The 10,798-nt window shown below is 70.2% G+C and carries 12 protein-coding genes, 1 tRNA gene and 1 pseudogene; 5 read left to right on the forward strand and 9 right to left on the reverse strand.

Annotation, left to right across the window (positions count from 1 at the left end; all coding sequences use genetic code 11):
* The 3 genes from ACRDSQ_RS16110 to der all read left to right on the forward strand — a co-directional run.
* A partial coding sequence (locus ACRDSQ_RS16110; RefSeq protein WP_431422046.1) for a (d)CMP kinase occupies positions 1-276 on the forward strand: 276 nt, incomplete at its 5' end.
* On the forward strand, positions 273-917 hold the full coding sequence (locus tag ACRDSQ_RS16115; RefSeq protein WP_431422048.1) for a lysophospholipid acyltransferase family protein: 645 nt from the start codon (positions 273-275) through the stop codon (positions 915-917). The genes ACRDSQ_RS16110 and ACRDSQ_RS16115, both read left to right, overlap by 4 nt.
* Positions 914-2,317: a ribosome biogenesis GTPase Der gene (gene der, locus ACRDSQ_RS16120; RefSeq protein ID WP_431422050.1), complete on the forward strand. Its 1,404-nt coding sequence runs from the start codon at positions 914-916 to the stop codon at positions 2,315-2,317. The genes ACRDSQ_RS16115 and der overlap by 4 nt, the downstream gene beginning before the upstream one ends.
* Here der and ACRDSQ_RS16125 read toward each other — a convergent pair whose 3' ends face one another.
* Genes ACRDSQ_RS16125 through ACRDSQ_RS16150 form a run of 6 tightly spaced genes read right to left on the reverse strand, consistent with a single transcriptional unit; the run spans position 2,318 to position 6,569 of the window.
* A complete protein-coding gene (locus ACRDSQ_RS16125) occupies positions 2,318-2,551 on the reverse strand; it encodes an alpha/beta fold hydrolase (protein ID WP_431422051.1) in 234 nt (77 codons plus the stop codon). It abuts the gene before it with no gap.
* Positions 2,551-3,105: an alpha/beta fold hydrolase gene (locus ACRDSQ_RS16130; RefSeq protein WP_431422053.1), complete on the reverse strand. Its 555-nt coding sequence runs from the start codon at positions 3,103-3,105 to the stop codon at positions 2,551-2,553. The genes ACRDSQ_RS16125 and ACRDSQ_RS16130 overlap by 1 nt, the downstream gene beginning before the upstream one ends.
* 27 nt (positions 3,106-3,132) lie before the next feature.
* Entirely contained in the window at positions 3,133-3,699 is a 567-nt protein-coding gene (locus tag ACRDSQ_RS16135; RefSeq protein ID WP_431422055.1) for a GTP-binding protein, read from the reverse strand.
* The gene (locus tag ACRDSQ_RS16140) at positions 3,689-4,033 is read right to left on the reverse strand and encodes a DUF742 domain-containing protein (protein ID WP_431422057.1); all 345 of its coding nucleotides are present in this window, start codon (positions 4,031-4,033) and stop codon (positions 3,689-3,691) included. Before ACRDSQ_RS16140 ends, ACRDSQ_RS16135 begins: the two co-directional genes overlap by 11 nt.
* On the reverse strand, positions 4,030-4,452 hold the full coding sequence (locus ACRDSQ_RS16145; protein ID WP_431422059.1) for a roadblock/LC7 domain-containing protein: 423 nt from the start codon (positions 4,450-4,452) through the stop codon (positions 4,030-4,032). The genes ACRDSQ_RS16140 and ACRDSQ_RS16145 overlap by 4 nt, the downstream gene beginning before the upstream one ends.
* Positions 4,449-6,569, reverse strand: a complete 2,121-nt coding sequence (locus ACRDSQ_RS16150; RefSeq protein ID WP_431422061.1) for a sensor histidine kinase — start codon at positions 6,567-6,569, stop codon at positions 4,449-4,451. Before ACRDSQ_RS16150 ends, ACRDSQ_RS16145 begins: the two co-directional genes overlap by 4 nt.
* 453 nt (positions 6,570-7,022) lie before the next feature.
* Here ACRDSQ_RS16150 and ACRDSQ_RS16155 point away from each other — a divergent pair.
* Positions 7,023-7,096 (forward strand) — tRNA-Pro (locus ACRDSQ_RS16155).
* 410 nt (positions 7,097-7,506) lie between these two features.
* On the opposite strand, the gene ACRDSQ_RS16160 is transcribed toward ACRDSQ_RS16155, so the two are convergent.
* From ACRDSQ_RS16160 to ACRDSQ_RS16170, 3 genes and pseudogenes are all read right to left on the reverse strand, one after another.
* The gene (locus ACRDSQ_RS16160) at positions 7,507-9,456 is read right to left on the reverse strand and encodes an ABC transporter ATP-binding protein (RefSeq protein WP_431422063.1); all 1,950 of its coding nucleotides are present in this window, start codon (positions 9,454-9,456) and stop codon (positions 7,507-7,509) included.
* Between the two features lie 223 nt (positions 9,457-9,679).
* Positions 9,680-10,340 (reverse strand): annotated as a pseudogene (locus ACRDSQ_RS16165) (response regulator transcription factor).
* On the reverse strand, positions 10,337-10,660 hold the full coding sequence (locus ACRDSQ_RS16170; RefSeq protein WP_431422065.1) for a sensor histidine kinase: 324 nt from the start codon (positions 10,658-10,660) through the stop codon (positions 10,337-10,339). The pseudogene ACRDSQ_RS16165 and the gene ACRDSQ_RS16170 overlap by 4 nt, the downstream one beginning before the upstream one ends.
* Between ACRDSQ_RS16170 and ACRDSQ_RS16175 the strand changes: the two genes are divergently transcribed.
* Positions 10,659-10,796, forward strand: a complete 138-nt coding sequence (locus tag ACRDSQ_RS16175) for a hypothetical protein (protein ID WP_431422067.1) — start codon at positions 10,659-10,661, stop codon at positions 10,794-10,796. The two genes, ACRDSQ_RS16170 and ACRDSQ_RS16175, sit on opposite strands and share 2 nt — an antisense overlap.
* The last annotated feature ends 2 nt before the right edge of the window (positions 10,797-10,798 follow it).

Raw genomic sequence — 10,798 nt, forward strand, 5'->3', positions numbered from 1 at the left:
GTCTACCTCACCGCGTCCGCGGACGCGCGCGCCGCGCGGCGCACCCGCCAGGACAGCGCCGCGGGCCGCACGGCCACCGCCGACGCCGTCAAGGCCGACGTGGAGCGCCGCGACCGGCTCGACTCGACCCGGGCGGCGTCGCCGCTCAAGCAGGCCGACGACGCGGTCGAGGTCGACACCACCGAACTCGACATCGACGGCGTGGTCTCGCACCTGCTCGACCTGGTCCATGACCGCGGGCTGAGCGGCACCTCCGTGCAACCGGCGGGTCGATGACCACAGATCTGCCCGCGGGGGCACTGCCCTGGCTGCACGACGTCGGCCGGATGATCGGACGCTGGGGTTTCCGCCCCGCGTTCCGCATCCGCGTGCACGGAATCGAGCGGGTCCCGCGCACGGGACCCGTCGTGCTGGTCGCGAACCACAGCTCCATGCTCGAACCGCAGCTCATCTTCGGAATGCTGCCGCGCCGTTCGGTGTTCCTGGTTAAGCAGGAGATGTTCCGCGGTATCGCGGGACGGGGTCTCCGCGCGATCGGGCAGGTCCCCGTCAAGCGCGGCGAGCCCGACCGGACCCCGCTCCTGACCGCGGTCGACGTCCTCAACGGCGGCGGCCTGGTCGGCGTCTTCCCCGAAGGCACCCGAGGCGAGGGCAACGTCGCGGTCGCCGAGCAGGGCGCGGCCTGGCTGGTCCGCTCGACCGGCGCGACCGTGCTGCCGGTGGCGACCCGCGGCACCCGCAGGCCGGAAGGCGCCCGGCGGCGGTTTCGCCCCAGGGTCGACATGATGGTGGGCGAGCCGTTCGACCTGGCGGTCGGCCGCGGGCGCACGGGCCTCATCGAGGCCACCGAACAGATCCGGGTCCGGCTCGCCGGCCTGGTTGACGAACTTGACGAACAGCGGAAGCGGAATCAATGACAGAGCTCGATGGCACCTGGTCCGACGAGTCCGAATGGGACTCGATCGGCGACGAGTTCGCCGACGACGAGGGCGAGGCCACCCCGAAGCCGGTGCTCGCCGTCGTCGGGCGCCCGAACGTGGGCAAGTCCACGCTGGTCAACCGCATCCTCGGCCGTCGTGAGGCGGTCGTGCAGGACACCCCTGGCGTCACCCGCGACCGCGTCGCCTACGACGCGCTGTGGAACGGCCGCAAGTTCACCGTGCTCGACACCGGCGGCTGGGAGCCCAGCGCCGACGGCCTCGCGGGCGCTGTCGCCGCGCAGGCCGAGTACGCGATGACCCACTCCGACGCCGTCGTCGTGGTCGTCGACGCCACCGTCGGCGCCACCGCGACCGACGAGGCCGTGTCCAAGGTCCTGCGCCGCTCGAAGGTGCCGGTCATCCTGGTCGCCAACAAGGTCGACGACGACCGGCTGATCGCCGACACCGCGTCGCTGTGGTCGCTCGGCCTCGGCGAGCCGTTCCCGGTCAGCGCCCTGCACGGGCGCAACTCCGGCGACCTGCTCGACGCGATCCTCGCCGCGCTGCCCGAGTCGCCCAAGGACACCTTCGGCGTGCAGGGCGGCCCCCGCCGCGTCGCGCTGGTCGGCAAGCCCAACGTGGGCAAGTCCAGCCTGCTCAACCGGCTCACCGGCGAGAACCGCGCGGTCGTCGACTCGGTCGCGGGCACCACCGTCGACCCGGTCGACTCCATCGTCGAACTCGACGGCCAGCTGTGGCGGTTCGTCGACACCGCGGGCCTGCGCAAGCGGGTCAACTTCGCCAGCGGCACCGAGTACTACGCGTCGCTGCGCACCAAGGCGGCCATCGAGTCCGCCGAGGTCGCCATCGTCCTTCTCGACGCCAGCGAGCCGATTGCCGAGCAGGACCTGCGGGTGCTGACGATGGTCGTCGAGTCGGGTCGCGCGTGTGTGCTCGCCTTCAACAAGTGGGACCTGGTCGACGAGGACCGCCGCCACGCGATGGTCCGCGAGCTTGAGCGCGGCCTGGTCCGCGTGCCGTGGGCGGAGAAGGTCAACGTCTCGGCGCTGACCGGCCGCTCCGTCCGCAAGCTCGCCCCGGCGCTGCGCACGGCGTTGAACTCCTGGGACCAGCGCGTCTCGACCGGGCAGCTCAACTCGTGGCTGTCCGACCTCGTCGCCGCCACCCCGCCGCCCGTGCGCGGCGGCAAGCAGCCCAAGATCCTCTTCGCCACCCAGGCGTCGACCCGGCCGCCGACAATCGTGCTGTTCACCAGCGGCTTCCTTGAGGCGGGCTACCGACGTTTCGTCGAGCGCAAGTTCCGCGAGACGTTCGGCTTCACCGGCAGCCCGGTCCGGATCTCCGTGCGGGTGCGCGAGAAGAAGGCGCGCAAGTAGCTAGCGCGCGTGCGCGCGGACAAGCTTCGCGCTGCGTTCGGGCTGTTCCCACCAGAACAGGTGCCCGACCCCGTCCATCGTCTCGAGGCGGGCGTCGGGCACCAGGCTCGCCAGGTGCTGCCCATTCGCCTGCACGATCATCTCGTCCTCGGTGCCATGCGCGACGAGGGTGGGCACGTCGAGATTCCGCAAGCCCGCCACGGCGTCGTGCCGCAGGATCGCCTGCAGCTGCATCAGATCACCGGCGACGGGACACGCACCGACAGCGACACGTCGGTGAACTGTTTGAACCGGGACTCGTCGGCCCGGAACGCGGGGGACAGGTTCGCCTCGTAGCCCGCGCGCAGGATCGTGGCGACATCCCCGGTGTTCATCGCCTCCACCATGCGTAGCGGACCCGGCCCCTCCAGGGAGCCGCCGGGACCGGCGTAGGTGCAGCCCAGGGTCAGCGTGCGCAGCCGGTCGGGATGCCGGACGGCGAGTTCCTGGGCGACCATGCCGCCCATCGAGATGCCCAGCACACGCGCGTCGGCCCAGCCGACGGCGGCCATCAGCTTCGCCGCGTCGTCGGCCATCTCGGCCACGGTGAACGGTTCGTCGGCCCGGTCGCTCTGGCCGATGCCGCGGTGGTCGAAGGCGACGAGGTCGTAGTCCTGTTCGAGCAGCGACAGGAACGGCTCACCCCAGATGGCGTGGTGACCGGCCATTCCCTGGATCAGCAGCAGCGGAGAGCCCTGCCCGCGGCGGATGTACTGCAGCTTGCGGTCACCAAGGTCGGCGATCGGCACGGCGAGCCTCCTGTCGTCGCACTCACCTTAAATAGCGCGCGCCCGCTGCCCGATGGCCACCTCGACGACCGCGCCGAGCACCTGCTTTACCGACGCGCGCGACCGGGCATCGCACGACACGATCGGGACGTCGTCAGTCAGGTCGAGTGCCTCCCGGACCTCGCCGAGGTCGAAGCGCCTGCCGTCGTCGAACCGGTTGACGGCCAGCACGAGCGGGGTGCCGCGGGACTCGAAGTAGTCCAGGGCCGGGAAACAGTCCTCGATCCGGCGCGTGTCGGCGAGCACCACGGCGCCCAGCGCGCCCTCGGACAGGTCGTCCCACAGGAACGAGAACCGCTCCTGGCCGGGCGTGCCGAACAGGTAGAGCACCAGGCGCGGGTCGAGGGTGATCCGGCCGAAGTCGAACGCCACCGTGGTGGTCGTCTTGTCCGGCAGCCCCGCCGCGTCGTCCACCCCGACCGACGCCTGGGTCATCACCGCGTCGGTCGCGAGCGGCTCGATCTCCGAGATCGCGCCGATGAGCGTCGTCTTGCCCACGCCGAACCCGCCGCCGATGACGATCTTCACCGACGACGGGCCGCGGTCAGAGCGCATGAACAAGCTCGCGAATCCTTTCCAGCGCGGGAAGATCCAGCTCGGGCGCCGGTCCGCAGGCCACCAGCCCGGCCGCCACCAGGTCCGCGATCAGGACGCGGGCGACGCCGAGCGGCACGCCGATCGCGGTCGCGACCTCGGCGACCGACTTCGGGCTGCGGCACAGGTCGGCGACCCGCTTGGCCTCGAAAGTCAGCCGGGCGGACCCGGCGGCGGGCAGCGTGCTGATCAGCGCGTCGACCCGCAGCGTCGGCTGGACCGGGCGGGTGCGGCCCGCGGTGACAAGGAATGGCCGGATGAACGGGCCGTCGTCGGGCAGCGCGTGTCTGGTCATCGTGGGAGCACCTCCCGCAACTCGCTGATCAGCGCGGGGCTGAGCGCGCCGCCGAACCGCTCGGCCAGCAGGGCGATCTCGTAGCCGATGACCCCGATGTCGGCGTCGTCGCCCGCGAAGACACCGAGGCAGCAGCCGCCGGAGATGGCCGAGACGAGCAGGAAGCCGCGGTTCATCTCGATCATCATCAGCTTCAGGCCGCCGAGGTCATAGCGGTGTGAGGCGCTGCGACTGAGGCTGGAGAGCCCGGAGACGACGGCGGCGAGGTGGTCGCCGTCGGCGCGGTCCAGACCGGGGGACAGGGCCAGCAACAGGCCGTCGGCGGACACCGCGATGGCGTCGAGCACGCCGTGGGTGTTGCGGACGAAGGTGGCCAGCAGCCAACCGAAGGTCTGCGGATTCGTCGTGGCGACAGTCATACGGTGTCCTGTTCGCTCGTGCGGCTGGTGCCGCGCTGGTGGCCGTTGCGGAACGACGACAGCATCGAGCGGACGTCGTCGGGGGAGCGGCCGCCCGTGGTCTCGACAGCGGTGGGGCGGACCGGTTCGGGGGCGGGCCTGCGGGTTCGCTTGGCCAACCCGTTACGGGTGCGTCCGCTGCCGGGCGGCACGTCGTCGAGGGCCTTGGACGGGCGGGGGCGCACGATCACGGGGCGCTGCTCGACGGGCGGCTCGGTCAGCAGCTTCGCCGGGAGCAGGACTCGGGCGCTCACACCGGAAGTGGGTGATTCGCCGAGCCGGACGCCGATGTCCAAAGTGGCCGCGAGCATGCCGATCACGTAGTGGCCCAGGAACTTCGTGGGTGCCACGAGGAACGAGTCGGTGCCGCGGAACTTGGCGTTCGCCGCGTCGAGCTGCTCGGCGGACATGCCGATGCCGTAGTCGGTGACCACCAGCAGGTAACCGTTTTTCGTGCGCCTGCCCTGGATTTCGACCGCGCGGTCGGGTGGGGAGAACGACAGGCCGTTCTCGATCAGCTCGGCGAGCAGGTGCGCCACCTCGGTGACCACCGAGCCGGAGATGAACACCGGGTCGACGCCGCGCAGCTCGACCCGGTTGTACTCCTCCACTTCGGACAGTGCGGCGCGGATGACGTCCACCACCGGAAGCGGGGTTCCGGACCGGCGTGGGCTGGTCTCACCGACCAGGACCAGCAGACTCTCGGCGTTGCGCCGCATCCGGGTCGCCAGGTGGTCGAGCAGGAACAGCTTGCCCAGGGCGTCCGGGTCCAACTCGGTCTGCTCGAACTCGCTGATCGCGCTGATCTGCCTGCGGAGCAGATTCTGGTTGCGGTGCCCCAGATTCGCGAGCGACTGACGGGCGTTGTGCCGCAGCAGCGCCTGCTCACCGGCCAACGTCATCGCCGACGTGCGGACCCGGTCGATCGACTGCGCCAGCGCGACGATCTCGCTGCAGGCCTCGGCATCGACCCGGACGGGTTCGTCGTGGGTGCCGGTGTGCCCGGCCTGCACGGCGGCGATGGCGGCGGGCAGGCCCGTGGAGGCGACGGTGTCGGCGTCCTTCGCCAGCTTCGCGAGGGGCAGGGTGATCGAGCGGATGCCCCTCATCACCAGCCACACCAACACGACCACGGCCAGGAACGCCACCAGGATGGCGATGATGACCTCGGTCTCGGCGTCGCGGTGCAACACCTTGGCGCGCGCGGTGATGTCGTCGCCGACGGAGGTCTGCACGTCGCGCAGGTCGTCGATCACCGTGGTGATCGACTCGAACCACACCATCGGGTCGACGTTCTCGGGCAGTCTGCCCGCGGCCCCCAGCAAAGCCACCTGCTCCAACCGCGCGGCCTGCTGCCCGGCCTGGGTGCGCTGCGCGGCGGCGAAGGCGTCCTTCTGCCCGCCGGTCGCCAACCGCTCGAACTCGGCCGCCGCGGCCAACTTGGTCGCGCGGATCTCGGTGAACCGGACGTACTCGTCCCCGGTGAACCAGCCCGCGGCGAACACACCGCTGAGGAAACCGCGTTCCCGTCCCACCGATTCCTTCACGTTCCCCAAGGTCCGCAACGCGGCCAAACCGCGGCGCAGCCCCGGATCGGCGGTGTCCTCAGAGGTCAGCGCCACGTCGTTGAGCCCGGCGATCGCCGAGGTGTAGAAGTCGAACGTCTCCGCCCGCTTCCCAGTCCGCGCGTCGGCCCCGGCCCGAACGGTCACCAATTTGTCCAGCCCGCGCAGAGCGGCGGAGAGTTCCTCCCCACCTTGCGGCACCCCACGCTCAAGCTCCCCGCGCAGGGCAGCCACCGCACTGTCGGTCTGGCGCCGCTGCTGAGCGACCCCATCGGCGAACCGGCTGTCGCCCCCCAACAACCCGAGGGTCAGCCCCCGCTCGCGCTGCAACTGGTGGACAACTCCTTGCACCCCCAGGGCAAGCGACACCGACTCGACCGCCGCGGTGACCGCCCGGTAGCTGCGCACCTCGGCGGTCATCGCGTAGCCGATCAGGCTGAGCACGATGGTCAGCGACACGGCCAACATCTGGGTCAGCCTGCCACGAACAGAACCACGTCTACGCTCGGTCATGAGTCCCCAGGTATGTGCTGAACGACCAATAGTCGGTGGCGTCAGTCTATGGCCGCCTTTTGCCTTTACCGACGTTTGAATGCGACAAGCTCAAACTGTTCACACGGCCGGTTCCGGGGTTCACCCGCAGGCAACAAATACTCGCGGAACTGTGCTCTACCAGCGAGTTTCCGTCTGCGGGTGTGGCTCCAACGCGAAGTCGTTAACTGCTGTTGACGAAATCTCACGGCGCCCTTCGGGCCTATGTGCGATTCCGTTGAATTGCCGCGCACTACCGTTTCCGGCGAGTATTGGGCAATGTGAGGGCGACTACATTCATTCCCATTTGCCGCGCCGGAGGCGACCGTCGCCCGACCCAAGATCCACTAGAGGGCTCCAGTCGGCCGCCCCCGATTAGATCCCGGCACGGCCGGTGCGCTAGTCTTGCCCAGCACCCGCGAGAGCGGATGTGGCCGGGCTGTGGCGCAGTTTGGTAGCGCACTTGACTGGGGGTCAAGGGGTCGCAGGTTCAAATCCTGTCAGCCCGACGGTCGTGTGAAAGCCCCCTGATCTGGATATTCTCCCAGGTCAGGGGGCTTTCGTCATGCTTGGAAACGATCATGTCCAAGATCGTTTCCTGAGTGCCTTGGGGACCATTTGGGACCACTGGGTCACACAGCCCGGAGCCGGGGACCACGAGGCGCGTGCAGGTGCTTTGACAACAGCACGCCCGCATCGGTGGCCGATTGGCGGTCGGGGTGCAAGTACCTCTGTGGTCGCCGGCGAGCCGTGACCGGCGATCTTCCGTAGGTGCTGGACCGGGACACCGGAATATGGGTGCGCGAAGGGTGCGGCGGCCGGTAGGCGTGGCGGCGTGGGTGATGTCGCGTGGGTGGGTGGCGAAACCCTGAGGTGTGACGCGGGCGTTGTCGGCCGCACGCCGGATTCTCCCGCGACTTCAACCGGCGACCTGTGTGCTGAGTGGGTCGTCGTCGCGGTAGGAGCGGGCTTGTAAGTCGTAGAGTTCGGCGTAGCGGCCGCCGGTGGCGTGGAGGGATTGGTGGGTGCCGGTTTCGACCACGCGGCCCTCGTGGAGCACCACGATGAGGTCGGCGTGGCGGACCGAGGCGAGGCGGTGGGTGATCAGTACCACGGTTCGGCCGGATTGCAGTGTTCGCAGGGATTCATAGACCGCCGCTTCGGCGCGGGCGTCGAGGGCGGCGGTGGGTTCGTCGCAAATCAGGACGCGGGCGTCGCGGTAGAGGGCGCGGGCGACGGCCATGCGCTGCCATTGGCCGCCGGACAGGTCGTGGCCGTCGCGGAATCTGGTGGTGAGCAGGGAGTCCCAGCCGTCGGTGAGGGTCTCGACGACGCTGTCGGCGCGGGAATCTCGGGCGACGCGGCCCAACACCTGTTCGTCGGGGTCGTCGCGGTCGGGGCGGCTGAGGGTGACCGCGTGCCGTGCGGTGAGGGGCCAGCGGGTGGGCTCCTGCATGACCACCGCGATGGGCAGGGTCTCCGGCTCGAGGTCGGTGAGGTCGAGCCCGTCCCACGTGATGGTGCCGGTGGTGGGCAGGTACAGCCCGGCCAGCAGTTTCGCCAGGGTGGACTTGCCGGATCCGTTCTCGCCGACCAGGGCGACCACCTGCCCACGGCCGATCGTCAGGTCCACTTCGGACAGTGCGGGCGTTTCCTTGCCGGGGTAGGTGAAACCGAGCCCGCGGATCTCGATCACGGCCGGGTCGGCGGGGGCGTCCATCCCCGGCGGGCGGGTGTTCGACGCGGCGGCGGTGAGGAAGGCGCGGAAGTCGTTGATGTACAGGGACTTCTCGAACAACCGGTTGGTCGCCAGCACCGCCTGGGTCAGTGAGGAGCGCACGGTGCGGATGGCCACCACCGCGGCGCCCGCGACCGCCAGGGCGACGCCGCCGGTGTAGAGCAGCCACCCAAGCATCAGGTAGGCCATCGCGATGCCGACGCCGGTCAGCGTGCGGCCGCCGAGGGTGATCCGGGTCTGTCTGTCCGCGAGCCGCAGGTGTCCGTCCTGCATGGCCTTGGCCGAGCGGTCGTGCTCGGCCAGCAGCTGCTCCTGCGCGGCGAACGCGCGGAGTTCGGCCGCGGAGTGCTTGTCCACCAGCAGGTCGAGGTACACGGACAACCGGCGGCGGGTCTCGATCCACTGCGCCATGAACTCGTATTCCAGGCGGGCGGACCGCAGGGTCGACCACGCCTCGGGGATTACCGAGAGCACCAGCACCGGCAGCAGCGACGGGTGCAGCAGTGCCACGGTGGCGGCGGTCGCGGCGAGCGAGATCAGCGACCCGAGCAGCACGCTGCCCTGGTTGATCGAGCTGTCGACCGCGTCGACACCGGCGTAGCGGGCCCGTTCCAGGTCGTCGTGGAACTCGGACTGCTCGAAGGTGAGCAGCTCGACCCGGGAGATCGCCGTGGCGAGGTCGTTCTCGACCCGGCGGCGCACCCGGGGACGCAGCCGGGCGGTCACCGCCGAGATGGTCGTGTCGGCCAAGCCGCGCAGCGCGTAGGCGGCGGCGAGCGCCAGCAGCGCGGGCACCGCGTCGAGCACCCGGTCCGGGGTCGGTCCCGCGGTCAACAGCGCGGTCAGCACCCGGGTCAACGCCAGCAGGCCGATCCCCGCCACCAGCCCGGACACCACGTGCGCCATCACCCCCAGCAGCACCGCGCCGGGGTTGACCCGCCACGCCGTGCCCGCGATCAGCCGCAGCGCCGCGGGCAGGGCCCGGGCCATCCGCCACAGGCTGATGCGGGTCAGGTCCCCGGACAGGCTGTGCCAGGCCGCCGTCGACAGCTGCGGCAGCGGGGTTCGCGCCTTGCCGCTGCGCTTCTCCCGCGTGTTGTCGGTGTCCAGCGGTGCCCGCGTTAGGCTCATCCACAGTCCTTCCCCAGAGACGTCAGCCGAGGATGGCGCGGTGGGGTGACAATTCCGTCAGGCCCGCAACCAGCCGCCCGGCCCGAGGCACACCCGCTCCTGCGCGCAAGTCGCCGACAGAGTGGTCGATGGAGCGCCTGGATTCACCCGTATCGGGTGCGGTGTGCTGCTTGGGGTGATCGGATGCCCCCTCAGGCCGCGCGGGCCGACTGATCGGGTGGTGTCAGGCCGGATCGGCGACGCGGTAGCCCACGCCGGGCATCGTGGTGATGACCGGCGGGCCACCCAGTTTGCGGCGGAGCCTGCCGATCGTCACCGTGACCGTGTTGGTGAACGGGTCGGTGTTCTCATCCCAGACCTGTTCGAGCAGGCTCTCCGTGCTCAGGTAAGCCGGGCTGGCGTGCAGAAGCGCTTCCATGAGTGCGAATTCCTTGACCGAGAGGTCGAGCCGCCGACCGTCGCGGATGGCCGTGCGCAGCAGCGGGTTCGATGCCCGCCGCCCGCACGGTCCGGGTGCGGGCCGCGGGCCTGTGGCGGGCCAGTGCCCGGATCCGCAGGACGAGCTCGGGGAAGTGGAAGGGCTTGGCGAGGTAGTCGTCGGCGCCCAGGGTGAGGCCGCTGACCCGGTCACCGGGCGAGCCCGCCGCGGTCAGCATCAGGACCATGGCACGGTCTTCGCGTTCGGTGATCAGTCCGCAGAGGGTGTCGCCGTGGACGCCGGGCAGGTCGCGGTCGAGGACCACGACGTCGTAGGTGTTGACGTCGAGTTTTTCGGCCGCGACAAGCCCATTGTGGGCGAGGTCGACCGCCATGCCCTGATCCCGCAGGCCCTCGGCCAGCACATCGGCGAGCGTGCGCGCGTCCTCCACCACCAAGACCCTCACTTCGCGACCCCCTGGGGAAGCGAGATCGCGACCCGCAGCCCGCCTTCCGGTCGCGCGTGCAGCCGCAGGCGGCCGCCATGCGCGTCCACGACGGCGGCGACGATCGAGAGCCCGAGGCCGCTGCCGTCGTCGGACCCGGTCCGGTCGGCGACAAGCCGCTGGAACGGCTGCCCGAGCCGGTCGACGTGTTCCTGATCCAGAACGGCCCCGCCCGTCTCCACGGTGAGCTCCACTGACCCGGCGGCGTTCGCCGTCTCGACCCGGATCCAGCCGCCCTCCTGGTTGTGGACGATCGCGTTGCCGATGACGTTCTCCACCATGCGGGTCAGCAGGGTGGGGCTGCCCTGGACCGGCGCGGTGTCCGACGATCCGTCCTCGGTGAGGGTGAGCCGTTTCGCCTACACCGCCGTCGTGTTCGGCATCTCCGCGTCGCGGTTGCGATCCCCGAACCAGTGAAC

This window comes from Actinokineospora sp. (genome assembly GCF_050699995.1).
Lineage (GTDB): Bacteria > Actinomycetota > Actinomycetes > Mycobacteriales > Pseudonocardiaceae > Actinokineospora.

Excerpts from the sequence above, each read along its gene's own strand:
- ACRDSQ_RS16115 (WP_431422048.1), top strand. The coding sequence starts at position 273 with ATGACCACAGATCTGCCCGCGGGGGCACTGCCCTGGCTGCACGACGTC.
- der (WP_431422050.1), top strand. The coding sequence starts at position 914 with ATGACAGAGCTCGATGGCACCTGGTCCGACGAGTCCGAATGGGACTCG.
- ACRDSQ_RS16125 (WP_431422051.1), bottom strand. The coding sequence starts at position 2,551 with ATGCAGCTGCAGGCGATCCTGCGGCACGACGCCGTGGCGGGCTTGCGG.
- ACRDSQ_RS16135 (WP_431422055.1), bottom strand. The coding sequence starts at position 3,699 with ATGCGCTCTGACCGCGGCCCGTCGTCGGTGAAGATCGTCATCGGCGGC.
- ACRDSQ_RS16140 (WP_431422057.1), bottom strand. The coding sequence starts at position 4,033 with ATGACCAGACACGCGCTGCCCGACGACGGCCCGTTCATCCGGCCATTC.
- ACRDSQ_RS16145 (WP_431422059.1), bottom strand. The coding sequence starts at position 4,452 with ATGACTGTCGCCACGACGAATCCGCAGACCTTCGGTTGGCTGCTGGCC.
- ACRDSQ_RS16150 (WP_431422061.1), bottom strand. The coding sequence starts at position 6,569 with ATGACCGAGCGTAGACGTGGTTCTGTTCGTGGCAGGCTGACCCAGATG.
- ACRDSQ_RS16160 (WP_431422063.1), bottom strand. The coding sequence starts at position 9,456 with ATGAGCCTAACGCGGGCACCGCTGGACACCGACAACACGCGGGAGAAG.
- ACRDSQ_RS16175 (WP_431422067.1), top strand. The coding sequence starts at position 10,659 with ATGCGGGTCAGCAGGGTGGGGCTGCCCTGGACCGGCGCGGTGTCCGAC.
- ACRDSQ_RS16170 (WP_431422065.1), bottom strand. The coding sequence starts at position 10,660 with ATGGTGGAGAACGTCATCGGCAACGCGATCGTCCACAACCAGGAGGGC.